We start from the raw sequence: 24456 nt of genomic DNA on the forward strand, positions 1-24456 counted from the left end.
TCACCGATGCCGTCACCCAGTCCAACGTCAAGGTGATCGGTGAAGCCCCGGCCATGGCGCTGGGCTCGATCTTCCAGACCATGGCCCACTCCACCGGCATCCTGTTCGAGAATTCGGTAGCTGCCCAGCAACAGCAGAACGCCCTTGCCCTGGCCGCTTCCAACATGGGCGTGATGCAGATCTACAGTCTGGATACCAGCGCCGCCGGCGGCGCCACCGAGAAGATCGGCCAGCTGGGCGTGGCCGACAACCTCACCAGCCTGCTGACGGTGCTCAAAGCGCTGCCCTGATCGCCGCCGTCGCTACACCAGAGAAGGCCACTCCACGAGTGGCCTTTTTCGTCTCGACGATCGAGCGAGCAGATGCGGCGGGACAGCGGCCTGCCGAGGGGAACATGGGGGGAATCGGGAAAAGCACCAGGGCGGTGCGGATCGCAGAAACGAAAAAAGGGCCCGAAGGCCCTTTTCTCTTCGACCCAGGCCGAAACCTGGATCATGTTTGGAGCGGGAAACGAGACTCGAACTCGCGACCCCGACCTTGGCAAGGTCGTGCTCTACCAACTGAGCTATTCCCGCGTTACAACTTGTTGCCCGTTCGGCCGAAACCGAACCTTTGACGCCTAACTTTCACCAACCCCGCCGAAGCCAGGCTGTAGAATTTGGAGCGGGAAACGAGACTCGAACTCGCGACCCCGACCTTGGCAAGGTCGTGCTCTACCAACTGAGCTATTCCCGCAATGGCGTCCCCTAGGGGACTCGAACCCCTGTTACCGCCGTGAAAGGGCGGTGTCCTAGGCCACTAGACGAAGGGGACGCGGCCCGGAACTTACAACAGATCTTTCCGGCTTCCAGTGTTTCGCGCTTGGCTTCACGCTGGAAGTGGCGCGCATTTTATGGAGCGTCCGGGGAGGCGTCAACCCTTCTGAGAAAATTTTTTTAAATCAAAGACTTCTGTGCAAATAATGAGCTGCTGCTATCAGTGGTAGCACCAAGACATTAGACTGAGAAAATTCTTACAGCGGAGTCCCAAGGTGTCGCCACTCCTCATTACCGCCCTCATCATCGGCGGGATCGCCCTCCTAATCGCCATTGGCTATATCAACCACGTGGTGGAAAACAGCAAGCTGGAGAAAGCGCGCCTGAAAGCCGAACTCAACGACCGGGTCCGGCGCTGCGCGCAGATTTCCGAGAGCCTTCCCGGCCAGTTCGTCAGCCCGTCGCTGAAGCTGTTGATGAGCCAGATCGAGCTCAGCCTCAGCGAGCAGCAACTGGCGCTGGAGAAGAAAGCCGATGCCGGGCTCAAGGCTCGCATAGAAGAGTTGCGCGCGCTGGTCGCCAAGGGCGAGTCGATCCCGGTGCGCAATCCGCCCCAGGCGATCCTGACCGAGGACAAGGCCAAGGAAGTCCGCTTCCTCTTCGAAGCCCTGCATGCCCAGCTCACCCGTTTCACCCAGGACGGCCACCTGCCGCGCAGCGAGGCGCAGATCTGGGTCAAGGAGATTCGCCACCTCCTGGTGCGCCTGCATATCGAGTTCTTCGGCAATCTCGGCCAGCAGGCCCTGCAGCAGAACGAACCGCGCCAGGCGCGCCTGGCCTTCGAGCGCGGCGCCCAGTACCTGCGCAAGCAGCCCGAGCTGGCGCGCTACCAGGCGGAGCTGCAGCAGATGGAAGCGCAGCTGGCCCGCGCCAACGCGATGGTGCTGAACAACAGCCAGCCGGCGAGCGAGGAGCCCAGCGAACTCAACGAGGGATTGAAGGCCCTCGATGCAGACGACCTGTGGAAGAAGAAGAACGTCTACGACTGATTCCGGCCTGCCCACGGCAGCCGTGCTATAACCCAGGCTCATATCGACCGAGGAAATCGTTATGAGCCTGACACTCTACGGAGCCCCGCTGTCTCCGTTCGTCCGCAAGGTCCGCCTGCTCCTGGCCGAAAAGGGCCTCGACTACCAGTTGGAAGCGATCGCCCCGTTCGGCCAGCCGGCCTGGTATCGCGAGATCAGCCCGCTGGGCCGCATCCCGGCGTTGCGCGACGGCGACCTGGCCCTCGCCGACTCCAGCGTGATCTGCCAGTACCTGGAAGAACGCTATCCCGAACCGCCGAATCTCCAGGGCGACGCCCCCGCCGGCCGCGCAGCGGTGCGCTGGCTGGAAAAATACGCCGACTACGAGATCGCTCCCCTGGCCACGCTGACGATCTTCCGCAACCGGATACTCAAGCCGGCGATGGGCCAGGCCTGCGAGGAGAACGACGTGCGTCGCGCGCTGGAGGAAAAGCTGCCAGCGCACTTCGATTACCTGGAAAACCATCTCGACGGCCGGGCCTTCTTCGTCGGCGAGCGGCTGACCCTCGCCGACCTGGCGATCGCCAGCCAGTTGGTCAACCTGCGTCACGCCGGCGAAAACCTGGACGAGCAACGCTGGCCGGCCCTCGCCGCGCATTTCGCGCGGATGCTCGAACGCCCGGCGATGCAAGCGCTGCTGCCGGGGGAACGACGGACCCTCGACAAGCTCGCAGCGAAAGCCTGAACGCGTCGCTCAGCAGTCCGTCAGGCGCAGGAATATCTCCACCAGGCCTTCGATCCCGGCCTGGTCCTCGGCGCTGAAGCGTCCCACGCTCGGGCTGTCCAGATCGAGCACAGCGACCAGGCGGCCGTCCTTGAGCAGGGGCACCACCAGTTCGCTGCTGGAAGCGCTGTCGCAGGCGATGTGGCCGGGAAACGCGTGGACGTCGTCGACCCGCTGGGTCAGCCGGGTACGCGCCGCGGCGCCGCAGACGCCCTTGGAGAAGGGAATGCGGACGCAGGCGACCTTGCCCTGGAACGGCCCCAGGACCAGTTCCTCGTTGCGGTTCAGATAGAAGCCGGCCCAGTTCAGGTCGCCCAGCTCATGGAAGAGAAAGGCGGAGAACTGCGCGGCGTTGGCGATGAAATCACGCTCGTCGGCGAATAGCGCCTCGGCCTGCGCCGCCAGCAGGGCGTAGCCGGCCAGCCCGGCGCCAGATTGCTGCAGATCGATCATACCTGGCGCTCCAGCAGTTGCTTGCCCACCCAGTAGCGGGAGAACTGATAGGCGCAACGGCCGTTGCGGTTGCCGCGGCCAAGCGCCCAGCGGATCGCTTCCTTCTCCAGCTCCTCGCTCCAGCTCCAGGCCAGCCCGGCCTTCTCCGCGAGCACGTCCACCCAGTGGCGAACCACGCTGAGGAAATGCTCCTGGGTGAAGGGATAGAACGACAGCCACAGGCCGAAACGGTCGGACAAGGCGATCTTGTCCTCCACCGCTTCGTTGGGATGCAGCTCGCCGTCCACCATCTTCCAGTTCTCGTTGTCGCTCTGCTTCTCCGAAACCAGGTGCCGGCGGTTGGAGGTGGCGTAGAGCAGCACATTGTCCGGCGCCTGCTCCAGCGAGCCGTCGAGCACGCTCTTGAGTACCCGGTAGTCGCCTTCCCCGGCATCGAACGAGAGGTCGTCGCAGAACAGCACGAAGCGCTGCGGCAGGCCTTGCAGTTGCTCGACCACGCGCGGCAGGTCGGCCAGGTGGTCGCGCTCGATCTCGATCAGGCGCAGCCCGGCGCCGGCCAGCTCGGCCAGCAGCGCACGAACCAGAGAGGACTTGCCGGTCCCGCGGGCCCCCCAGAGCAACGCGTGGTTGGCCGGCTGGCCGGCGACGAACTGGCGGGTGTTGCGTTCCAGTTGCTCGCACTGCCGCTCTACGCCCAGCAGGTCGGCCAGGCGCAGGTCGAGGCTGACCTCCAGCGGCTGCAGGTAGCCACTGCGGCCGTCGCGGTGCCAGCGCGCCGCCAGGCTGCGCTCCCAGTCGACGGCTTCGCGTACGGCCGGCAGCAGCGGCTCCAGGCGCGCGAGCACGCTTTCGGCGCGGGCAAGAAAATCGCTCAATCGGGAATCCACTCTGTTCTCCTCGGATCGGACTGACGTCACGGATCGATCATCGGTTGCGCCCAGGAACCCCGACAGACGGTCGGGATGGGCTATGCTAGGCGGCAGAACCTCGCCAAGGCTGATCCCCGCCCCCATGGATATAGCGCTGACCCATCGCCTGTCGTTCAAACAGGCCAGCCTCACCGTGCTGGTGGCCTTTATCCTGGGAACCCTGCTCAGCCTGATTCAGGTTGGCGTCGATTATGCCAGCCAGGACGCATCCATCAATCGCGAAGTGCGCGCGCTGCTGGACGTCAGCCACAACCCCGCCGCGCGAATCGCCTACAACATCGATGCGGAGCTGGCCCAGGAGCTGGTCCTCGGCCTGCTGCGTTCGCCCGCCGTAGTCCGCGCGGAAATCATCGACACCTCCGGCCTGCCGCTGGCCAGCGCCTCGCGCGAACCCGCCGAAAGCCGCCTGCGGCCGCTCAGCGACTTCCTCTTCGGCCACAAGCGGGTCTACGAGGACCCGTTGCATGTCGACCATGCGCCGGGCGAGGCCCTCGGCGTACTGCAGCTGGAAATCGACACCTTCGTGTTCGGCAACGACTTCCTCCGTCGCGCCGGCATCACCCTGCTCTCCGGCTTCGTGCGCAGCCTGCTGCTGTCGCTGATCCTGCTGGTGCTCTTCTACACCCTGCTGACCAAGCCCCTGGTCAGCCTGATCCAGGCCCTCAGCGGACACGATCCACGCTCGCCGGCACGCATGCGCCTGCCCTGCCCCAAGGGCCACGAACGCGACGAGATCGGCGTGCTGGTGGAAGTCATCAACCGCCAGCTCGGGCGCATCTCGGTAGAGATCGAACAGCGCAGGGAGGCGGAGAACCGCCTGACCCAGTATCTGGAGGAGCTGGAAAGCATCGTCGCCGCCCGTACCGCCGAGCTGAAGGCCGCCAACGCGCGCCTGACGCTGTCCAACCAGGAACTCGAAGAAGCCCGCCAGACCGCCCTCGACATGGCCCAGGCCCGCGCCAGCTTCCTGGCCAACATGAGCCACGAGATCCGCACGCCGCTGAACGGCCTGCTCGGCATGCTCTCGCTGAGCCTCGACGGCCCGCTCACCCCGGAACAGCGCCAACAGCTGTCGATCGCCCACGACTCCGGCAAGGTGCTGGTGGAATTGCTCAACGACGTGCTCGACCTCTCCAAGTTCGAGGCCGGGCAACTGGTCCTGGAACAGATCCCGTTCGACCTGGGCGTCCTGGTGGAAGACACCGCCAGCCTCCTCTCGCAGAACGCCGCGGCCGGCGTGGAGTTGACCTGCCTGGTCGACCCCGCCCTGCCCGCCCAGGTTTCCGGCGACCCGACGCGGATTCGCCAGGTCGTCAGCAACCTGCTGTCCAACGCGCTGAAGTTCACCCGCCTGGGGCGGGTCGACGTTCGCGTGGAAGCCACCGCCGAGGGTGTGCGCATCAGTGTGCGCGACACCGGCATCGGCATCGCCCAGGAGGCGCTGGATCGCATCTTCCAACCGTTCACCCAGGCCGACGCGGGTATCACCCGCCAATACGGCGGCACCGGCCTCGGCCTGGCCCTCACGCGCAAGCTGTGCGAGGCCATGCAGGGCGAACTGACGGTGGAGTCGACGGTCGGCCTGGGCAGCCTGTTCAGCGTCGGCCTGCCGCTGGCGCCGGTCAGCCCTCCGCTACAGGCGCTGCCGCTGCGCGGCCGGGTGATCGCGCAATGCTCGGCCAACAGCGGGCTGGCGCAGCTGCTGCAAACCTGGCTGCCGCGCTGGGGCCTGGAGTACAAGCGTCTGGAGACCGACGACAGCCTGCTCGGCCACTCGCTCGACGTACTGATATCGGATTGCCCGGACTGCCTGATGGGACTGCGTCCGAGCATCGGTACGCCGATCCTGCTGGTCACCGCCTACGGCAGTTTCCTCGAACCGGAGCTGGCCCGCCGCCTGTCGCCGTTGCGCCAACTGGCCAGGCCGCTGAGTCGCAACCAGTTGTACCAGGCCCTGAAACACGTGCTCGAACACACCGCCATAGCCCCGTCGAGCGCCTCGGACACCGCGGGAGAACAGCGCGACACCCGGGTCCTGCTGGTGGAGGACAACCCGGTCAACCAGTTGGTCGCCAAGGGCCTGCTGCACAAGCTCGGCTGCCAGGTATGGATCGCCGAACACGGGCTGAATGCCCTGAAGATGCTGGAGGAGCATCCCATCGACCTGGTCCTGATGGACTGCAACATGCCGGTGATGGACGGCTACGAAGCGACCCGGCAGATCCGCGACAGCGGACGCTGGGGCGGCCTGCCGATCATCGCGCTGACCGCCAACGCCCTGCCGGACGAGCGCGAACGTTGTCGTGCCGCCGGCATGGACGACTACCTGGCCAAGCCCTTCCACCGCGACGAACTGAAGGCCATCCTCGACCGCTGGTGCCCGCTCACCGCGGGCGACTAGCCGGTCTCGCGACGACGGCTAGCCTCCCACCACCAGGCGAAAACGCGACAGCAACCCGCCCAGGCGCTGGTGCAGGTCGAACATCTCGTTGAGGTCGAAACCGGTGCTGCAGATCAGTTGCTGGCGCAGCGGAATGACCCGTTCGCGCAAGGTGATCCCTGGCACCGTCAGCGCCAGGTGCACCTCCCGCTCATCGTGGCTGGCGCGACGGCGATCCACCAGGCCGAGCTGTTCGAGGCGCTTGAGCAAGGGCGTCAGGGTTCCCGAGTCGAGCAGCAGGCGGTCGCCCAGGGCCTTCACCGTCGGCTGCTCCGGCGGGCTCGCATGCCACTCCCAGAGCACCAGCATGACCAGGTACTGCGGATAGGTCAGGCCGATCTGTTCGAGCAGCGGCCGATAGCCGCGGATCACTGCGCGCGAGGCGGCGTACAGCTTGAAACACAGCTGGTTGTCGAGCAGCAGCGATTCTTCGACGCCATCCGGTCTGGCGACTTTTCCCCGGGTGCTCATTCAAGCAGCGCCTCGATCGCCGAACTCAGCTCCTCCGGCTTGGTGGTCGGCGCGTAGCGCTTCACCACCTGGCCATCGCGGCCGATCAGGAACTTGGTGAAGTTCCACTTGATGCCCTGGCTGCCGAGCAGGCCCAGCGCGCGCTTCTTCAGGCTGACGAACAACGGGTGGGCGCCGGCGCCGTTGACCTCGATCTTCCTGAACAGCGGGAAGCTCACCCCGTAGTTCAGCTCGCAGAACTGCGAAATCTCGCCCTCGTCGCCCGGTTCCTGCTTGCCGAACTGGTTGCAGGGGAAGCCGAGCACCACCAGTCCGCGCTCACGGTATTTTTCCCACAAGGCCTCCAGCCCCTGGTACTGCGGGGTGAAGCCGCACTTGCTGGCGGTGTTCACCACCAGCAGCGCCTTGCCGCCGAAATCGGCCAGGGTCTTCTGTTCGCCCTTGATGGTGGTGCAGGGAATGCTCAGCAGAGAATCGCTCATGGCTTGTCTTCCTTGTTGAGGGTAGGTCTCGAAACAAAGTAGCTCGCAATTCAATTGCACACAACTTGATTGAATGAAAAACGACCCGAACCAAAGACGGGTCGTCGCTCTCTAGCTCTCCCGCGGCACCAGCTTCAGCGAGGCCGAGTTGATGCAGTAACGCAACCCGGTGGGCCGGGGGCCATCCGGGAAGACGTGCCCCAGGTGGGCATCGCAGCGGCCGCAGCGGACTTCGATGCGGTGCATGCCGTGGCTGAAGTCGTCCAGTTCGCGGACCGCCTCGGCGTCCACCGGCTGGAAATAGCTCGGCCAACCGCTGCCGGAGTCGTACTTGGCGTCGGAGTCGAACAACGCCGTGCCGCAGCAGGTGCAATGATAGATCCCGGGGGTCTTGGTGGCGTGGTATTCGCCACTGAAGGCGCGTTCGGTACCGCCCAGGCGACAGATGTGGAACTGCTCTTCGGTCAACTCCTCGCGCCAGGAGTCCAGGGGTTTGTCGATCTTGCTCATCGGCTCTACCTCGCGATCTGAAAAATGCCCGGCGCTCCCTTTTCCGGGGGACGGGCCGCACGTATCATGCGTGCTCCTTATAGACGCCAGTCTGTCATCCGCGTTACAGCCTGCCAAGCCGCGATCCAGCGGGCTTTTCGCAGCCTGTTCCACGGTGTTCGCTCACTTCGGGACTCGACACATCATGCAGGTCAGCAAATCGAACAAGCTCGCCAACGTCTGCTATGACATTCGCGGGCCGGTGCTCAAGCACGCCAAACGCCTAGAGGAAGAGGGTCACCGCATCCTCAAGCTGAATATCGGCAACCCGGCGCCGTTCGGTTTCGAAGCTCCCGAGGAAATCCTCCAGGACGTCATCCGCAACCTGCCGACCGCCCAGGGCTACAGCGACTCCAAGGGTCTGTTCAGCGCGCGCAAGGCAGTGATGCAGTATTACCAGCAGAAGCAGGTGGAGGGCGTCGGCATCGAGGACATCTACCTCGGCAACGGCGTGTCGGAACTGATCGTGATGTCCATGCAGGCGCTGCTGAACAACGGCGACGAGGTGCTGATCCCCGCTCCCGACTACCCGCTGTGGACCGCCGCGGTCAGCCTCGCCGGCGGCAAGCCGGTGCACTACCTGTGCGACGAGCAGGCCAACTGGTGGCCGGACCTCGAAGACATCAAGGCGAAGATCACGCCGAACACCAGGGCGATGGTGATCATCAACCCGAACAACCCCACCGGTGCGGTGTATTCCAGGGAAGTGCTGGAAGGCATGGTCGAGCTGGCCCGCCAGCACAACCTGGTGCTGTTCTCCGACGAGATCTACGACAAGATCCTCTACGACGGCGCCGTCCACGTCTCCACCGCCTCGCTGGCGCCGGACGTGCTCTGCCTGACCTTCAACGGCCTGTCCAAATCCTACCGGGTGGCCGGCTTCCGCTCCGGCTGGGTGGCGATCTCCGGACCCAAGCAGCGGGCACAGAGCTATATCGAAGGTCTCGACATCCTCGCCAACATGCGCCTGTGCGCCAACGTCCCGGCGCAGCACGCGATCCAGACCGCCCTGGGCGGCTACCAGAGCATCAACGATCTGGTCCTGCCGCCGGGGCGCCTGCTGGAGCAGCGCAACCGCGCCTGGGAACTGCTCAACGACATCCCCGGCGTCAGTTGCGTGAAGCCGATGGGCGCGCTGTACGCCTTCCCGCGGATCGACCCGAAGGTCTGCCCGATCCACAACGACGAAAAGTTCGTCCTCGACCTGCTGCTCTCGGAAAAACTGCTGATCGTCCAGGGCACCGCCTTCAACTGGCCGTGGCCCGACCACTTCCGGGTGGTCACCCTGCCCCGCGTCGATGACCTGGAGCAGGCGATCCTGCGCATCGGCAGCTTCCTCAAGGGCTACCAGCAGTAACCCCCCGCTCCCGCGGCGCCGCTGGCGCCGCCCTACCCGGCGACCCATCCATGGACCTGCAGATCGACGACTTCCACAAGGACGCCGCTGGCGGCCTCCTGCTTCTCTACCAGGCGTTTCCGCGCAAGACCGCGCTCTACGTCGAAGACCTGATCGGCCGCGAGGCGCCGGACGAGTTCGGCCTGCCGAGCAAACGTCACCAAAGTTGTCTGGGCGCGTTGCTCTGGCTCGCCGAGGAAGGCTACCTGCGCTTCGCCAACACCATTCATTACGAGGCTCTCGACCAGGCGGTGCTCAGCGAAAAGGCCTTCCTAAGACTTACCCGTATCGTCCCCCGGGCCGCGGCGGCGCTGGCCGAGGCGCCGGCCAGCGTGCGCCGCGAACAGGCCAGCCTGGCCAACCAGTTGCGCCAGGCGCTGGCGCAGGGCGACGGCGAACGCCTGGCCGGGCTGACCCGCCTGCTGTTCGAGGGCAACCTGGGCGCGCAAGGCGACACAGTTTGAAATAGTCCCTCGATTGAATCGCCATGGACCGCCCCTTATATAACCCCGCATGATTATCAGGAGCCCGTTCGCCCGCCCCGGCGGCCTGCGAACCGCGCTCCGTGCCTTCAGCCGTGAGGAGAAGCTTTACACCATGATGCGCATCCTGTTGTTCCTGGCCACCAACCTGGCAGTCCTGGTGATTGCCAGCATCACCCTGAAACTGCTCGGGGTGGACCGCTTCACCGGCCAGAATTACGGCAGCCTGCTGGTCTTCTGCGCCGTGTTCGGTTTCGCCGGTTCGCTGGTCTCGCTGTTCATCTCCAAGTGGATGGCGAAGATGAGCACCGGTACCGAAGTCATCAGCCAGCCGCGCACCCGTCACGAACAGTGGCTGCTGCAGACCGTCGAAGAGCTGTCCCGCGAAGCCGGCATCAAGATGCCGGAGGTCGGCATCTTCCCCGCCTACGAGGCCAACGCCTTCGCCACCGGCTGGAACAAGAACGACGCGCTGGTCGCGGTCAGCCAGGGCCTGCTCGAACGTTTCTCGCCCGATGAGGTGAAAGCCGTCCTCGCCCACGAGATCGGCCACGTCGCCAACGGCGACATGGTCACCCTGGCGTTGATCCAGGGCGTGGTGAACACCTTCGTGATGTTCTTCGCGCGAATCTTCGGCAACTTCGTCGACAAGGCGATCCTGAAGAACGAGGACGGCCCGGGCATCGGCTACTTCGTCGCGACCATCTTCGCCGAACTGGTGCTCGGCATCCTCGCCAGCATCATCGTCATGTGGTTCTCGCGCCGCCGCGAGTTCCGCGCCGACGCCGCCGGCGCCCACCTGGCTGGCACCGGCGCGATGATCGCCGCGCTGCAACGCCTGCGTTCGGAACAGGGCGTGCCGGTGCAGATGCCCGACACCCTGAACGCCTTCGGCATCAATGGCGGCCTCAAGCACGGCCTGGCCGGCCTGCTGATGAGCCACCCGCCGCTGGAAGATCGTATCGAAGCGCTGCGCGCCAGCGCACGCTGATCCGCTTTCACACTTGGGACAGGGCGACCATCGGTCGCCCTTTTTTATGCCCGGGAAAGCCACCTATCCATGGTCGCTTTGACAGCCGCGGGCCAGCCCCGGAACATGCGGGTCCGTGATTTCGCCCGATGAGGTTCCCATGCAGATCCGCGCCGATTTCGACAGCGGCAACATCCAGGTCATCGATGCCAGCGATCCCCGCCGGATCCGCCTGGCGATCCGTCCCGACCTGGCCAGCCAGCATTTCCAGTGGTTCCACTTCAAGGTCGAGGGCATGGCTCCCGCCACCGAGCACCGCTTCACCCTGGTCAACGCCGGCCAGTCGGCCTACAGCCATGCCTGGAGCGGCTACCAGGCAGTCGCCTCGTACGATGGCGAACGCTGGTTCCGCGTACCGTCGCAATACGACGCCGACGGCCTGCATTTCCAGCTGGAACCGGAGGAAAGCGAAGTCCGCTTCGCCTACTTCAAGCCCTACAGCCGCGAACGGCATGCCCGCCTGGTCGAACGTGCGCTCGGTATCGAGGGCGTCGAACGGCTCGCCGTCGGCACCAGCGTGCAAGGCCGCGACATCGAATTGCTGCGGGTCAGGCGCCATCCCGACAGCCACCTGAAGCTGTGGATCATCGCCCAGCAGCATCCCGGCGAACACATGGCCGAATGGTTCATGGAAGGCCTGATCGAGCGCCTGCAGCGGCCGGACGACACGGAAATGCAGCGCCTGCTGGAAAAGGCCGACCTGTACCTGGTGCCGAACATGAACCCGGACGGCGCGTTCCACGGCAACCTGCGCACCAACGCCGCCGGCCAGGATCTCAACCGGGCCTGGCTGGAGCCGAGCGCCGAGCGCAGCCCGGAAGTCTGGTTCGTCCAGCAGGAGATGAAGCACCATGGCGTCGACCTGTTCCTCGATATCCACGGCGACGAGGAGATCCCCCACGTATTCGCCGCCGGCTGCGAGGGCAACCCGGGCTATACGCCCCGCCTGGAACGGCTCGAGCAACGCTTCCGCGAGGAACTGATGGCGCGCGGCGAATTCCAGATCCGCCATGGCTACCCACGCAGTGCGCCGGGCCAGGCCAACCTGGCGCTGGCCTGCAACTTCGTCGGGCAGACCTACGACTGCCTGGCGTTCACCATCGAGATGCCGTTCAAGGACCACGACGACAACCCGGAGCCCGGGACCGGCTGGTCCGGCGCCCGCTCCAAGCGGCTCGGCCAGGACGTCCTGAGCACCCTTGCGGTGCTGGTCGACGAACTCCGCTGAAAATGGACGGGGCGCCGCGCGGCGCCCCGTTTCAGCCTCTCTCCAGCAGGTAGACGGCCTCGTTCAGCCAGGACACCCCGCGCTCGAGGAATTTCCAGTTGACGCCGAGCACGTCGCCGCGCTCCAGTTCCTCGATCCGCCAACCGCCAGCGTAGTAGCCACGCACCTCCTCGTCGGGCACGGCGAACGGCGGACCGGCCATCTCCGCCTGCGGGTAGTCGATGGTGACCAGCAAGCCGAGGCTGCGCGTCGGCAGGACCGCCTGGAGATGCCCGGCATAGCGCTCGCGCATCTCCGGCGGCAGGGCGATCAGCGCGGCGCGGTCGTAGAACGCCCTGCACTGCGCCAGGTGCTCTGCCTGCAAGGCGAAGAAATCACCCTGCAGCAGGGTGATGCCGGCGACCCGGTAGCGGCGGAAACCACCCAGTTGATCGATCTCGGGGCGCAGGTCGTGCTCCTCGAAGAAGTCGCTCACGGCCTTTTCCGAAAGCTCCACCCCCAGCACCTCCAGCCCCTGGGCGGCCAGCCAGGCCAGGTCCAGGGTCTTGCCGCACAACGGCACCAGGATCCGTTCGCCCGCTTGCAATCGCAGCCGCGACAGGTGGCGCATCAGGTAGGGATTGATCTCGTCCAGGTGGAAGCCGATCTGGTTGTTCGCCCAGCGGGCGTGCCAAAAATCCGCCTGCATCCTGCCCTCCGCATTCGTGGAAAAACCCGCAAGGTGGCGACAATCGGCCGGCAGGTCAACTCCCCTGCGCATCTTCCTCGCGCACTTCCACCAGCACCGGACACGGCGCCTCGCGGATCACCCGGTCGCCAACTGAAGGATCGAGCAGGCGCTCCAGCCGTCCCAGGTGCCGATGGCCGATGACGATCAGCTCACAGCCCAGGCGCCGCGCCTCGCCCAGGATCACCTGCACCGGGTCGCCGGCGCGTAGCTCGGCCCGTACCTCCAGCTCGCACCCGGCTAGCAGCGCACGGGCCTCGTCGAGCACCTGCCGGGCCTCTTCACACTCGTGCGCGGCGGGCGGATAGTCGAGCAGCGTCGGCCGGCCCGGCAACGCATAGCCGGCGTCCACCGCGCACAGCAGGTGGACCCTCGCGCCCGGCGCGGCGGCCTGCCGCGCCAGCTCGGCAATGCGACGGGTCTGCGGGCCGCCGTCGATGGCGACCAGGAGTGTATGGAACATCGGCAAATCCTCGGACAGGGCGTACACCGGCATTCTTCGGTAGCCACCGGCGCGCGTAAAGGCATCGCGGACGCAATCCAGCAATGCAGCGAACGCACGCCTGGGAGAGCAAAAGACTGCACCTTGCGCACTCAAGGGTGCTTATACTTCCACTCCATGCATCTTCCCGATATGAATCTCCTGGTCGCCCTCAACGTTCTTCTCGAAGAGGGCAGCGTGGTCGGAGCCGCGCGCCGCATGCACCTCAGCCCACCGGCGATGAGCCGTACCCTGTCGCGGATCCGCGAGGCGGTAGGCGACCCGATCATGGTCCGCGCCGGCCGCAAGCTGGTGCCCACGCCCCGCGCCCTGGAACTGCAAGAGCAGGTCCGGCAACTGGTGGACCAGGCCCGCGACCTGTTCAACACCCGCGAGACCATCCAACTGGACAAGCTGGAGCGCTGCTTCACCCTGCGTTCCAACAACACCCTGGTCGGCGGTCTGGCCACCCGCATACTGGAAATCTTCAGCAAGGAAGCGCCACGCTGTACCCTGCGCTTCGCCCCGGAATCGGACATAGACGACGAAGCCCTGCGGCAGAACCGCATCGACCTCTACATCGGCGCCTCGTCCTGGATGGAGCCCGAGGTCAAGACCCAGCAACTGCTCACCACCCGCTTCGTCGGCCTGGCCCGCCAGGGGCATCCGATCTTCGACGACGACATCACCCCGCAGCGCTTCGCCGCCTTCCCCCACATCAGCGTCTCGCGCCGCGGACTCCACCACGGCCCGCTGGACCAAGCCCTGGGAGAGCTGGGGGTGACCCGCCAGGTCAAGCTGGTCTGCGCAACCTTCCACTCGGCGATCTTCGCCCTGCCCGGTTCCGACCTGCTGCTGCCGATCGCCGAGCACTCCCTGTGGCGGGCCAACCGACTGGGCCTGGGCCTGCGCCAGTTCGACATCCCGGTGCCATTGAAGACCGTGATGGTGGTCCAGGCCTGGCATCCACGCTTCGACAACGATCCCGCGCACCGCTGGTTCCGGCAAACGGTCAAGCGGCTTTGCGAGGAAGTGCAGAACGATCCCCATCCGCTGCTGGGCTCCAACTGATATAGATGCGTGTAATGCACTGATTCATTTCGATCATTTCAATTTTCACACTACCGGGACGCTCCTAGACTGCGGCGGAAATCAGAAGAGTTTCCGCCCATGCCTTGTTTCCCCACCCTCGCCGTAGCGAGGTCGCGATGACTTCGCTCGCCACCCCGCTCGGCCAGCCGACGCCAACCTCAGCCCCCGCCGCCCAGCCTTTCGGCGCGCGCATCGTGGTCGGCCTGCTCGGCGTGCTGCTCGCCTCGCTCACCGCCGGTCTCAATGGTCATGTCACCGAGATCGCCATGACCGATGTGCGCGGCGCACTCGCCATCGGCCATGACGAAGGCACCTGGCTGACCGTGCTCTACGAAGCCACCCAGGTCGCCGCCATGGCATTCGCGCCCTGGTGTTCGGTGACCTTTTCCCTGCGCCGCTTCACGCTCTTCGCCATCGGCGGCTTCGCCCTGCTGGCCCTGCTCTGTCCGTTCGCGCCGAACCTCGAGAGCCTGCTGGTCCTGCGCACCCTGCAAGGGTTGATGGCCGGCTGCCTGCCGCCGATGCTGATGACCGTGGCGCTACGCTTCCTGCCGCCGGGGATAAAGCTCTACGGCCTGGGCGCCTATGCCCTCACCGCGACCTTCGGGCCCAACCTGGGCCTGCCGCTGGCGGCGTTCTGGTTCGAATACGTCGGCTGGCAGTGGGTGTTCTGGCAGGTCATTCCGCTGTGCCTGGTAGCGATGGCCGCGGTGTCCCATGGCCTGCCCCAGGACCCGGTGCGCCTGGAACGCTTCCGCCAGTTCGACGGCATCGGCCTGCTCACCGGTTTCCCGGCGATCTGCGCCCTGGTGATCGGTCTGCTGCAAGGCGAACGCCTGGACTGGTTCGAGTCGCCGCTGATCTGCCTGCTGCTGGGCAGCGGCAGCCTCCTGCTGGGGCTGTTCCTGGTCAACGAATGGAGCCACCCGCTGCCGTTCTTCCGCCTGCAGTTGCTGAAGCGGCGCAACCTGACCTTCGCCCTGATCACCCTGGCCGGCGTGCTGGTGGTGCTCGGCGCGAGCATGGGCGTGCCGACCGAATTCCTCGCCGAAATCCGCGGCTACCGCCCCCTGCAGAGCGTACCCATGGTGTTGCTGGTGGCTCTTCCGCAGCTCGTCGCGCTGCCGCTGGTGGCGGCCCTCTGCAACATCCCGCGGGTCGACTGCCGCTGGGTGCTGGCCTGCGGCCTGTGCCTGTGCGCCGGTGCCTGCCTGAGCTTCAGCCAACTGACGGCGGACTGGGTGCGCGAGGACTTCTACCTGCCGATGCTGTTACTGGTGGTCGGCCAGCCGATGGCGGTGATTCCGCTGCTGATGCTCTCCACCAGCGTCATCGCGCCCATCGAGGGGCCCTTCGCCTCAGCCTGGTTCAACACCGTCCGCGGCTTCTCCGGGGTAGTCGCCACCGCGGTGATCGGCGCCCTCGGCACCGCCCGCGAGCACTACCACTCCAACCGCCTGGTGGATCACCTGGGCAATGCGTCCCAGGCCGTCGAACTGCGCCTGCAACAGATCGCCGGCCTGCAACCGGGCGCCGACTCCGGCGCGCACTGGCAGCACCTGGCCGAACAGGCCCGCCAACAGGCCCAGGTGCTGGGCAACGCCGACGTGCTGCTGGCGATGACCGGCCTGGCCTGCGCCCTGCTGATCCTGATTCCGATCCTGCCGCAACGGGCCTACCCGCCCCGCCCGGTCGCTCCCACACACTGAAAGGTCGCTGTATGTCGTTCATCACTTCGCGCAAGGGCAGCCTGCTGCTCGCCGCCCTGCTGGTCCTGATCCTACTGGTCTACCTGCTGTTCCACCTGCTCGCCCCACGGGTCGTGCAGAGCACCGACGACGCCTATGTGCACGCCGATTTCACCCTGGTCGCGCCGAAAGTCGCCGGCTTCGTCCAGGACGTCCTGGTCGAGGACAACCAGCCGGTCAAGGCCGGCCAGTTGCTCGCCCGCCTCGACGACCGCGACTTCCGCACCGCCCTGGCCGCCGCCGAAGCCGACGTGCTCGGTGCCGAGGCCAACCTGGCCAATGCCGAGGCCAACCTGCAACGCCAGCAGGCGCTGATCGAACAGGCGCGGGCCAAGGTCCGCGCCGAGCAGGCCGAGCTGGTCTTCGCCCGTCACGAGCAAAGCCGCTACCAGACCCTCGCCAGCAAGGGCGCCGGCAGCCTGCAGAACGCCCAGCAGGCGCAATCGCGGATCGATACCGCCAGCGCCCGGCTGGCCGAGGGCCAGGCCGCGGTGGATGCCACGCGCAAGCAGGTGAGCGTCCTCGAAGCCCGCGTCGGCCAGGCCCGTGGCGACCTGCAACGCATGCAGGCGCGACGCGACCAGGCCCGCCTGGACCTCTCCTACTGTGAACTCCGCGCGCCCTTCGACGGCCTGGTCGGCCGCCGCCAACTGCGCGTCGGCGCCTATGTCACGCCGGGCAGCGCGCTGCTGGCGGTGGTGCCCCTGCAGCAGGCCTACGTGGTCGGCAATTTCCAGGAAACCCAACTGACCCACGTCTCTCCCGGACAGGCCGTGGAGATCCGCGTCGATACCTTCCCCGGCGAGGTTCTGCGCGGCCATGTCGACAGCATCGCACCGGCCACCGGCCTGAGCTTCGCGCCGATCGCCCCGGACAACGCCACCGGCAACTTCACCAAGGTGGTCCAGCGGATCCCGGTGAAGATCGTTCTCGAGCCGCGCCAGGCCATGGCGGGCAAGTTGCGTGTGGGCATGTCGGTGGAAGCACGGATCGACACCGCGACCGGCACCCACTCCGCCGAGGTCGCCCAGCAATGAAAGGCACTCCGCTCCTGCTTATTGCCAGCCTTGCGCTCGGCGCCTGCAGCCTCGGTCCCGACTTCACCCGCCCGAACCGCCCTGCGCCCGGCGACTGGTCGCTCCAGGCCGCTACCGGCAACCCCAGCCACCTCGCCGCCGCGCCACTCGCAGCACAATGGTGGACGCTGTTCGACGACGCGCAATTGAACGCCCTGCTGCAACGGGTCCAGCGTGCCAACCTCGACCTGCGCAGCGCCGCGGCGCGCCTGCAGCAGAGCCGCGCGATCCGTCGCAGCCTCGGCGGTGACGCCCTGCCCTCGGTGGACGCCAGCGGCAACTACCAGCGCCAGCGGACCACCAGCGCCGGCCTGTTCGATCCTTCCGGCAAGGCCGGCAAAGGCAACTACAACCACGCCCTGGCCGGCTTCGACGCCTCTTGGGAGCTGGACTTCTGGGGCCGCGTGCGACGCGAGCTGGAAGCCGCCGACGCGACGGTGGAAGCCAGCGAGAACGAACTGCGCGACGTGCAGGTCTCGGTGCTGGCGGAAGCCGCGCGCGACTATATCCAGTTGCGCGGCGAACAGAGCCGTGCGGCGATCATCCGTGACAACCTCGAGACCGCACGGCACAGCCTGGAACTCACCCGCACGCGCCTGGCCAACGGCGTCGCCACCGACCTCGAGGTAGCCCAGGCGCTGGCCCAGGTGGCCAGCATGGAGGCACGCCTGCCCGAGGTGGAAAAGAACCAGGCGCACCTGGTCAACGCCCTTGGCTACCTGGTCGGAGCCAGCCCCGGCAGCCTGCTCGCCGAACTCGGCCCGGCGCGGGAGATTCCGCGTCCGCCGGGCAGCGTGCCGGTCGGCCTGCCGTCCGAACTGGCCCAGCGCCGCCCCGACATCCGTCGTGCCGAAGCGCGCCTGCACGCCGCTACCGCCAGCATCGGCGTGGCCAAGGCGGACTTCTATCCGCGCATCACGCTCAACGGCAACTTCGGTTTCGAATCCCTGCAACTGTCCAGCCTGGGCGACTGGGACCATCGCCAGTTCGCCATCGGCCCGGCGTTCAGCCTGCCGATCTTCGAAGGCGGACGCCTGCGCGGACGCCTGGAGCTACGCGAGGCACAGCAGCAGGAAGCCGCCATCGACTACCAGCGCACCGTGCTGCGTGCCTGGCAGGAAGTCGACGACGCGATGCACGACTACGCCGCCAACCAGCGCCGCCAGGAGCGCCTCGGCGAAGCCGTGGCGCAGAACCGCCGCGCCCTGCAGAGCGCCCGCGAGCAATACCGCGCCGGCGCGGTGGACTTCCTCAGCGTGCTCGACAGCCAGCGGCAACTGCTGGACAACCAGGAACAGCAGGTCGCCAGCGACGAAGCGGTGTCTCTGACCCTGGTCAACCTCTACAAGGCGCTGGGCGGCGGCTGGAGCCCAACGTCCGACCCGGCGTCGGGCTGAGACGACGCCGGGCGCGGACCGGCGAAGGAGTTGGAAATGGACCTGCTGCACGGTATCCGGACCTTCGTCCGCGTGGTGGAGCACGGCAGCTTCACCCAGGCCGCCCAGACGCTGGGCACCTCTCCGGCGACCGTTTCGCGCCAGGTCGCCGGGCTCGAACAGGCGCTCTCGGCGCGCCTGCTGCAACGCAATACGCGCAGCGTCGTGGTGACGGAAAGCGGTCTGCGCTACTACGAGCATTGCAAGCAGATCCTGCGTACGGTCGCCGCCGCCGCGGCGGACGTCGAAGACAGCCAGTCCCACGCCAGTGGTCGCCTGCGCCTCCACGCGGTGACCGAACTGGGCCTCGAGCACCTGATGCCGCTACTGGTGGACTACCTGGACGGCCACCCGGACGTCTCCGTCGACCTCACGCTGGCCCAGGGCACCCCGGCCCTGCTCGAGGAAGGCCTGGACGTGCTGATCACCCTCGGCCGAACCTTGCCGGACTCGACCCTGGTCGCCCGCGATCTCGGCCAGGTGTTCAGCGTGGTCTGTGCCGCGCCGGAATACCTGGCACGGCATGGCGTGCCGCGCACGCCGGAGGACCTGCTGCGGCATCGCTGCCTGAACGTGGCCGCGCCGTCCTGCCCGCAGGGCTGGGTCTTCGTCGGCGAACGCGGCGAAACGCTGCTCGATCTCGACGAGGCGCTCAAGGTCAACCTCCCCGAGGCCGCCTGCGCCGCCGCCGCGGCCGGGCTCGGCGTCTGCCTGCTGCCCGGCTTCGTCGCCGCCCGCGCGCTGCAGGAAGGCAGCCTGTTGCGGCTACTGCCGGGCCATCGACTGCATGTCCGCGAGGTGTTCGTGCTGTACTCCTCGCGGCGCTACCTGGACGCCAAGATCCGCACCTGGGTGGACTTCCTCAGGGAACGCCTGCCCCTGGCGTTCGAGCGTGACCGGGCGATCCTCGACGATCGGCGCTACTGGGCGGAAAGCCCAACTGGCGTAGCGCGCGAGACCGCGACCTAACGTCTGGATCGATAGGTATCCTCAAAAACATATACTGGTTTTCGATTGATCGAGGGAGGAACATGGCTCATCCGAGTCATGAGGTGAATCATGCTACCGACTCTCTATATTTCCCACGGCTCACCGATGCTCGCCCTCGAACCGGGCGCCAGCGGCGTACAACTGCGCCGCCTGGCTACAGAGCTGCCGCGGCCGAAGGCGATCCTGGTGGTTTCCGCGCACTGGGAAAGCGACGACCTGCGAGTAACCGGCGCCGCGGCGCCGGATATCTGGCACGACTTCTACGGCTTTCCGCCGCCCCTCTACGCCGTGCGCTACCCGGCCAAGGGCGCGCCGGCGCTGGCGCAGCGGACGATCGAACTGCTCCAGGCCGCCGGCCTGCCGGCCCAGGCCGACCCACAGCGACCATTCGACCACGGCACCTGGGTGCCGCTGAGCCTGATGTACCCGCAGGCGGACATCCCGGTGCTCCAGCTGTCCCTGCCGAGCCGCCTCGGTCCGGCCCTGCAGAGCCGCGTCGGCCAGGCCCTGCGCCAACTGCGCGGGGAAGGCGTGCTGCTGATCGGTTCCGGCAGCATCACCCACAACCTGGGCGAACTGGACTGGCACGCCGGACCGGAAGCCATCGCGCCCTGGGCGCGGGAGTTCCGTGACTGGATGGTGGAAAAGCTCCAGGCCGACGACGAGGCCGCGCTTCACGACTACCGCCGGCAGGCGCCCTGGGCGGCGCGCAACCACCCCAGCGACGAGCACCTGCTGCCGCTGTTCTTCGCCCGCGGCGCGGGCGGCGGCGGGATGCGCGTCGAGCACAGCGGCTTTACCCTGGGCTCGTTGGGGATGGATATCTATCGCTTCGATTGACAGAACTTCTCGTGGGACTGGCGGAGAGCATTGGCTTCCCGCCGCAAGCTGGGTGGACTCGGCTGGCAGCCAGGAAATCGCGAGCGATATAGTCCTGTAGCGCGAATAACGCCATAGGCGTTATCCGCGATGTCATGGATAGGCGGCGGATCAGGGCTTCGGTATGTGCAGGTCTGGCATGCACGACGTGGTGCCTGCCCTGGCGGCTGGGCGAGTCTTTTGTTTCCTTTAGACGCTTGCCAGAGGGGCTCGCCCGGGGTGACGAAACGAGAAGCCGGGGCAGGCGCGAAAAACAGCCCGGCCAGCAAACATCAAGCCCATGAAAAAGCCCCGCCGAAGCGGGGCTTTTGTTCATCGCGCTGGACCTCAGTCCTCGCGATAGCGGCGCAGGCGCAGGGCCTTGCCGGCGACGCGGGTGTCCTTGAGCTTGGTCAGCAGGCGCTCGAGGTTGGCCTCGGGTAGTTCGATCAGGCTGAAGGTATCGCGAATCTGGATGCGGCCGATGTCCTCGCGGGACAGGCCGCCCTCGTTGAGGATCGCGCCCAGCAGGTTCTTCGCCGCGACCCCGTCGCGCGCGCCGAGGGCGGTGCGGCAGCGGGCACGGCCTTCGCTCGGCGGCGCCATCGGACGACGCTCGCCGCTGCGCTCCGGACGCTCGCCGCGTTCGCCACGGTCGGCACGCTCGCGCGGTGCCGATGGGGTCAGCGGCTGTTCGCGGCGCACCGACTCCAGGTCCAGCGCCTTGCCGGCGGTCAGGCGCGCCAGCAGTGCGGCGGCCAGGGTCTCGGCATCGCAGCCGAGGCGACGGCACAGCTCGTCGCGCACCGCGCCGCGCTGCTCGACGGCGCTGTCGAGCAAGGGCGTCAGGCTCGCGGCCAGGCGCGCCAGGCGGGCCTCCAGTACGGTCTCGGCATCCGGCAGGCGGACTTCGCCGACCTTCTGCCCGGTGACCCGCTCGATCACCTGCAGCATGCGCCGCTCGCGCGGAGTCACCAGCAACAGCGCGCGCCCTTCCCGACCGGCACGGCCGGTACGGCCGATGCGGTGCACGTAGGACTCGGGGTCGTAGGGCATATCGATGTTCAGCACGTGGGTGATGCGCGGTACGTCCAGGCCCCGGGCAGCAACGTCGGTGGCGATGACGATGTCCAGCGAACCGTCCTTCAGCGACTCGATGACCCGCTCGCGCTGGGCCTGCGGCATGTCGCCGTTGAGCGCGGCGGCGCGGTAGCCCTGGCGCTCGAGCAATTCGGCGTAGTCGAGGGTGGCCTGCTTGGTGCGGACGAAGGCGATCAGCGCGTCGAACTGCTCGACTTCCAGCAGGCGCTGGATCGAACCGGCCTTCTGGTCGGCATGGACCATCAGGTGGACCTGCTCGATGCGCGCCACGGTCTGGGTCTTGGCGGCGATCTTGACGTGCTTGGGCTGCTTCAGGTGGCGCTCGGCGATGCCACGGATGGACGCCGGCAGGGTCGCCGAGAAGAGCACGGTCTGGCGCGATTCGGGAAGCGCCTCGAAGATCACTTCCAGGTCGTCCATGAAGCCGAGCTTGAGCATCTCGTCGGCTTCGTCGAGCACCAGGCGCTGGACGGTGGCCAGCAGCTTCTCGTCGCGGCGCAGGTGGTCGCACAGGCGGCCGGGGGTAGCGACGAGGATCTGTGCGCCCTGGCGCAGGGCCTTCAGTTGCGGCCCCATGGGCGCGCCGCCGTAGACGGCGACCACGCCGACGCCCGGCAATTGCTTGGAATAGGTTTCGCAGGCGGTGGCGACCTGCAGGGCCAGCTCGCGGGTCGGCACCAGCACCAGCATCTGCGGCTCGCGACGGCTCGGGTCGATGCGCGACAGCAGCGGCAGGGCGAACGCGGCGGTCTTGCCGGTACCGGTCTGCGCCTGGCCGATCATGTCGTGGCCTTCGAGGATCAGCGGAATCGATTGAGCCTGGATAGGCGAAGGCTCTTCGTAGCCTACGGCGACGATTGCCGCGAGCACATTGGGGTGAATACCGAGCGCGGCGAAGCCGACGGTTTCCTGAGTCATGGGTTTGCCTCGTATACATCCGCAAAGACCCATGACCCATGGCTGCTCATGCCCTGTACGGCCGAAACGGCCACCCAGGCAGCTGGGGCGGGGATTTGCGAGATTGCTTTTGAATTAGAAGATTACGTAAAGGAAATCCGCAGAGCGGATACACAGCCAGAGCACAGCGCTCCGAAAAATGCAGGTCCTGAACGGGGTCAGTTTTGACCGGCGCGCATCATACCGGAATTTTGACGTTTGTGTGCGTTTTTTCCGACATGCGTCATCGGAGAGACTGACAATGGACATCCCGATTCCAGACGTCTATACCGACGTTGCCCGCCCCCCGCCAGGAAACCGCCGCATGAACGACACCCTCCCAGGACGCATCAGCCGCGAACGGCGCGGCCACCTGCTGCTGCTCGGCCTCGACCGCGTGGCCAAGCGCAACGCCTTCGACCTGCCGATGCTCGACGACCTGGTCGCCGCGCTCGGCGAATACGAGGCCGACGACAAGTTGCGCTGTGCCCTGCTCTTCGCCCACGGCGAGCATTTCACCGCCGGGCTGGACCTGGCCAATGTCGGCGAGACCTTCCGCCAGGGCTGGAAACTCCCCGAAGGCGCCGTCGATCCCTGGGGCACCTTCGGCGGCCGGCGTCCAAGCAAGCCGCTGGTGGTGGCCGTGCAAGGCTACTGCTACACCATCGGCATCGAACTGATGCTGGCGGCCGACATCAACCTCTGCGCCAGCAACGCGCGCTTCGCCCAGCTCGAAGTGCAGCGCGGAATCCTCCCGTTCGGTGGCGCGACACTGCGCATGCACCAGGTCGCCGGCTGGGGCAACGCCATGCGCTGGCTGCTCACCGGCGACGAATTCGACGCCCACGAAGCCTATCGTCTCGGCCTGGTGCAGGAAGTCACCGCCCCGGAAGACCTCCTCGACCACGCCGTCGCTCTCGCCGAACGGGTCGCGGCCCAGGCGCCGCTCGGCGTGCGCGCCACCCTCGGCTCGGCGCGCCAGGCCCTGCTGGAAGGCGAAGCGGTCGCCGCCGCTGCGTTGCCGGAAGCCGCCAGGCGCCTGCTCGACAGCGAGGACGCCAAGGAAGGCCTGCGCGCGCTCCAGGAACGCCGCCCGGGACGCTTCGAAGGACGCTAGGCCGGGCCCTTGTCCGCGCGCCCTGGCTACTGGGCCGGGCGCAGGCTGTCGATATAGCCCTGCAACGAATAGCCGAGTTGCGGCTCCAGCGCCGCGGCACGCGTCCGCAGGGCTTCCTGGTCGAGTTCGAGGGCCAGGTTCGCCGGCACCAGCATCACCACGTTGCCCTCGGCCACCGGACACTCCCAGTAATGATGGTGATAGCGCCCGCGCAGCAGCGGCGCGCCCAGCGGCTTGCCATCGGTGCCGCTCCACTGGTTGATCACCAGCCAGCCATCCTCGGCGAGGCGCTCCTGGCAGGCGCCGAGGAAATTCCAGGCCAGGTGCGCGGCCGACGGGCCGGTATCGGTATAGAGGTCGAGGAAGATCAGGTCGGCCTCCGCGCATTCGCCCAGGCTCTCCAGTGCGTCGCCGATGCGCAATCGCAGGCGCGGGTCGTCGCGCAGCCCCAGATGCTCACGGGCCAGGCGCGGAATCGCCGGGCGCAGCTCGATGGCCTCGGCCTCCTCCAGCGGCAGGTGACGCAGGCAGGCCTGGGTCAGGCTACCGGCGCCGAAACCGAGGAACAACGCGCGACGCGGTTGCGAATGGCAGAGCCCGCCGAGCAGCATGGCGCGGGTGTAGTCGTATTCCAGCCAGGCCGGATCGGGCATGAACACGCAGCTCTGCTCGACACCGTCGCCGAACTCGAGGAAGCGATAGTCGCCGGACTCGATGACCCGGATGACCCCGTATTCGTCGCGCTCCTCGACCAGCAGACGTTCTTCGCTCACCACTCACCTCCCCCCGCCGCTTCGCCGGCTATCGCCAGGCGCTCCGGCAAAAGCACCGCAGCATAGCAAAGCCGGCCCGACGATGGATTTCCGC

At 66.8% G+C, this 24456-nt stretch carries 24 protein-coding genes and 3 tRNA genes; 15 read left to right on the top strand and 12 right to left on the bottom strand.

Translation table 11 applies throughout. The annotated features are described in order from the left end of the window. The coding region (locus tag HMPREF2581_RS26285) for a RebB family R body protein (protein ID WP_070867393.1) at positions 1-290 on the top strand (290 nt) is incomplete at its 5' end. A gap of 209 nt (positions 291-499) precedes the next feature. On the opposite strand, the gene HMPREF2581_RS26290 is transcribed toward HMPREF2581_RS26285, so the two are convergent. The 3 genes from HMPREF2581_RS26290 to HMPREF2581_RS26300 all read right to left on the bottom strand — a co-directional run bounded on the left by HMPREF2581_RS26290 (position 500) and on the right by HMPREF2581_RS26300 (position 813). Next, a tRNA-Gly gene (locus tag HMPREF2581_RS26290) sits at positions 500-575 on the bottom strand. 84 nt (positions 576-659) lie between these two features. Continuing rightward, a tRNA-Gly gene (locus tag HMPREF2581_RS26295) sits at positions 660-735 on the bottom strand. 2 nt (positions 736-737) lie between these two features. After that, positions 738-813, bottom strand: a tRNA-Glu gene (locus HMPREF2581_RS26300). A 217-nt stretch (positions 814-1030) separates the two neighbouring features. Between HMPREF2581_RS26300 and HMPREF2581_RS26305 the strand changes: the two genes are divergently transcribed. Both HMPREF2581_RS26305 and HMPREF2581_RS26310 read left to right on the top strand, forming a co-directional pair. Further along, entirely contained in the window at positions 1031-1804 is a 774-nt protein-coding gene (locus HMPREF2581_RS26305; RefSeq protein WP_003090903.1) for a hypothetical protein, read from the top strand. Positions 1805-1865: 61 nt separating this feature from the next. Further along, complete coding sequence (locus HMPREF2581_RS26310) at positions 1866-2528, top strand: glutathione S-transferase family protein (protein ID WP_003098798.1); 663 nt, start codon at positions 1866-1868, stop codon at positions 2526-2528. A gap of 9 nt (positions 2529-2537) precedes the next feature. Here the strand turns inward: HMPREF2581_RS26310 and HMPREF2581_RS26315 are convergent, their stop codons facing one another. Then, complete coding sequence (locus tag HMPREF2581_RS26315; RefSeq protein ID WP_003090905.1) at positions 2538-3020, bottom strand: GAF domain-containing protein; 483 nt, start codon at positions 3018-3020, stop codon at positions 2538-2540. Further along, a complete protein-coding gene (locus HMPREF2581_RS26320) occupies positions 3017-3907 on the bottom strand; it encodes an ATP-binding protein (RefSeq protein ID WP_003138759.1) in 891 nt (296 codons plus the stop codon). Before HMPREF2581_RS26320 ends, HMPREF2581_RS26315 begins: the two co-directional genes overlap by 4 nt. Positions 3908-3989: 82 nt before the next feature. Between HMPREF2581_RS26320 and sagS the strand changes: the two genes are divergently transcribed. Then, positions 3990-6350 (top strand): two-component system sensor histidine kinase/response regulator SagS, encoded by a 2361-nt coding sequence (gene sagS / locus HMPREF2581_RS26325; RefSeq protein WP_003138758.1) that lies wholly within the window; start codon positions 3990-3992, stop codon positions 6348-6350. Positions 6351-6368: 18 nt separating this feature from the next. Here the strand turns inward: sagS and ospR are convergent, their stop codons facing one another. From ospR to msrB, 3 genes are all read right to left on the bottom strand, one after another. Beyond that, positions 6369-6860 carry a hydroperoxide stress response transcriptional regulator OspR gene (ospR, locus tag HMPREF2581_RS26330; RefSeq protein WP_003090908.1) on the bottom strand — a complete coding sequence of 164 codons (492 nt, stop codon included), beginning with the start codon at positions 6858-6860 and terminating at the stop codon, positions 6369-6371. Further along, on the bottom strand, positions 6857-7342 hold the full coding sequence (locus tag HMPREF2581_RS26335; RefSeq protein WP_003138755.1) for a glutathione peroxidase: 486 nt from the start codon (positions 7340-7342) through the stop codon (positions 6857-6859). The genes ospR and HMPREF2581_RS26335 overlap by 4 nt, the downstream gene beginning before the upstream one ends. Before the next feature lie 111 nt (positions 7343-7453). After that, positions 7454-7852: a peptide-methionine (R)-S-oxide reductase MsrB gene (gene msrB, locus HMPREF2581_RS26340; RefSeq protein WP_003090911.1), complete on the bottom strand. Its 399-nt coding sequence runs from the start codon at positions 7850-7852 to the stop codon at positions 7454-7456. A 184-nt stretch (positions 7853-8036) separates the two neighbouring features. Here msrB and HMPREF2581_RS26345 point away from each other — a divergent pair, with 184 nt between their 5' ends. The 4 genes from HMPREF2581_RS26345 (at position 8037) to HMPREF2581_RS26360 (ending at position 12027) form a co-directional block, all read left to right on the top strand. Continuing rightward, complete coding sequence (locus tag HMPREF2581_RS26345; protein ID WP_003090913.1) at positions 8037-9248, top strand: pyridoxal phosphate-dependent aminotransferase; 1212 nt, start codon at positions 8037-8039, stop codon at positions 9246-9248. 50 nt (positions 9249-9298) lie between these two features. Beyond that, positions 9299-9751: a hypothetical protein gene (locus tag HMPREF2581_RS26350; RefSeq protein WP_003115276.1), complete on the top strand. Its 453-nt coding sequence runs from the start codon at positions 9299-9301 to the stop codon at positions 9749-9751. 133 nt (positions 9752-9884) lie between these two features. Further along, the gene (gene htpX / locus HMPREF2581_RS26355) at positions 9885-10760 is read left to right on the top strand and encodes a protease HtpX (protein ID WP_003090915.1); all 876 of its coding nucleotides are present in this window, start codon (positions 9885-9887) and stop codon (positions 10758-10760) included. A 139-nt stretch (positions 10761-10899) separates the two neighbouring features. Beyond that, positions 10900-12027 carry a M14 family metallopeptidase gene (locus HMPREF2581_RS26360; RefSeq protein ID WP_003138752.1) on the top strand — a complete coding sequence of 376 codons (1128 nt, stop codon included), beginning with the start codon at positions 10900-10902 and terminating at the stop codon, positions 12025-12027. 31 nt (positions 12028-12058) lie between these two features. Here the strand turns inward: HMPREF2581_RS26360 and HMPREF2581_RS26365 are convergent, their stop codons facing one another. Next, positions 12059-12715: a thiopurine S-methyltransferase gene (locus tag HMPREF2581_RS26365; RefSeq protein WP_003109680.1), complete on the bottom strand. Its 657-nt coding sequence runs from the start codon at positions 12713-12715 to the stop codon at positions 12059-12061. A 55-nt stretch (positions 12716-12770) separates the two neighbouring features. Further along, complete coding sequence (locus tag HMPREF2581_RS26370) at positions 12771-13217, bottom strand: universal stress protein (RefSeq protein ID WP_003138749.1); 447 nt, start codon at positions 13215-13217, stop codon at positions 12771-12773. Positions 13218-13373: 156 nt separating this feature from the next. Here HMPREF2581_RS26370 and HMPREF2581_RS26375 point away from each other — a divergent pair, with 156 nt between their 5' ends. From HMPREF2581_RS26375 to HMPREF2581_RS26400, 6 genes are all read left to right on the top strand, one after another. Next, on the top strand, positions 13374-14306 hold the full coding sequence (locus HMPREF2581_RS26375) for a LysR family transcriptional regulator (protein WP_016254231.1): 933 nt from the start codon (positions 13374-13376) through the stop codon (positions 14304-14306). Positions 14307-14443: 137 nt separating this feature from the next. Then, positions 14444-16036, top strand: a complete 1593-nt coding sequence (locus HMPREF2581_RS26380; RefSeq protein ID WP_003130821.1) for an MFS transporter — start codon at positions 14444-14446, stop codon at positions 16034-16036. Positions 16037-16047: 11 nt separating this feature from the next. Next, positions 16048-17112, top strand: coding sequence for an HlyD family secretion protein (locus HMPREF2581_RS26385; protein ID WP_003109676.1), 1065 nt, complete (start codon positions 16048-16050; stop codon positions 17110-17112). Then, the gene (locus HMPREF2581_RS26390) at positions 17109-18548 is read left to right on the top strand and encodes an efflux transporter outer membrane subunit (RefSeq protein WP_003138746.1); all 1440 of its coding nucleotides are present in this window, start codon (positions 17109-17111) and stop codon (positions 18546-18548) included. The genes HMPREF2581_RS26385 and HMPREF2581_RS26390 overlap by 4 nt, the downstream gene beginning before the upstream one ends. 36 nt (positions 18549-18584) lie before the next feature. Continuing rightward, complete coding sequence (locus HMPREF2581_RS26395) at positions 18585-19556, top strand: LysR family transcriptional regulator (RefSeq protein WP_003138744.1); 972 nt, start codon at positions 18585-18587, stop codon at positions 19554-19556. Positions 19557-19646: 90 nt separating this feature from the next. After that, positions 19647-20417 (top strand): DODA-type extradiol aromatic ring-opening family dioxygenase, encoded by a 771-nt coding sequence (locus tag HMPREF2581_RS26400; protein WP_003109673.1) that lies wholly within the window; start codon positions 19647-19649, stop codon positions 20415-20417. 366 nt (positions 20418-20783) lie between these two features. On the opposite strand, the gene HMPREF2581_RS26405 is transcribed toward HMPREF2581_RS26400, so the two are convergent. After that, the gene (locus HMPREF2581_RS26405) at positions 20784-22487 is read right to left on the bottom strand and encodes a DEAD/DEAH box helicase (protein ID WP_003119873.1); all 1704 of its coding nucleotides are present in this window, start codon (positions 22485-22487) and stop codon (positions 20784-20786) included. Between the two features lie 310 nt (positions 22488-22797). On the opposite strand from HMPREF2581_RS26405, the gene HMPREF2581_RS26410 reads away from it, so the two are divergent. Next, complete coding sequence (locus HMPREF2581_RS26410) at positions 22798-23589, top strand: crotonase/enoyl-CoA hydratase family protein (protein WP_003090929.1); 792 nt, start codon at positions 22798-22800, stop codon at positions 23587-23589. Between the two features lie 26 nt (positions 23590-23615). Here HMPREF2581_RS26410 and HMPREF2581_RS26415 read toward each other — a convergent pair whose 3' ends face one another. Further along, a complete protein-coding gene (locus tag HMPREF2581_RS26415; protein ID WP_003119872.1) occupies positions 23616-24365 on the bottom strand; it encodes a spermidine synthase in 750 nt (249 codons plus the stop codon). Positions 24366-24456: the final 91 nt, after the last annotated feature.

The organism is Pseudomonas sp. HMSC057H01, from assembly GCF_001836405.1.
Lineage (GTDB): Bacteria > Pseudomonadota > Gammaproteobacteria > Pseudomonadales > Pseudomonadaceae > Pseudomonas > Pseudomonas aeruginosa.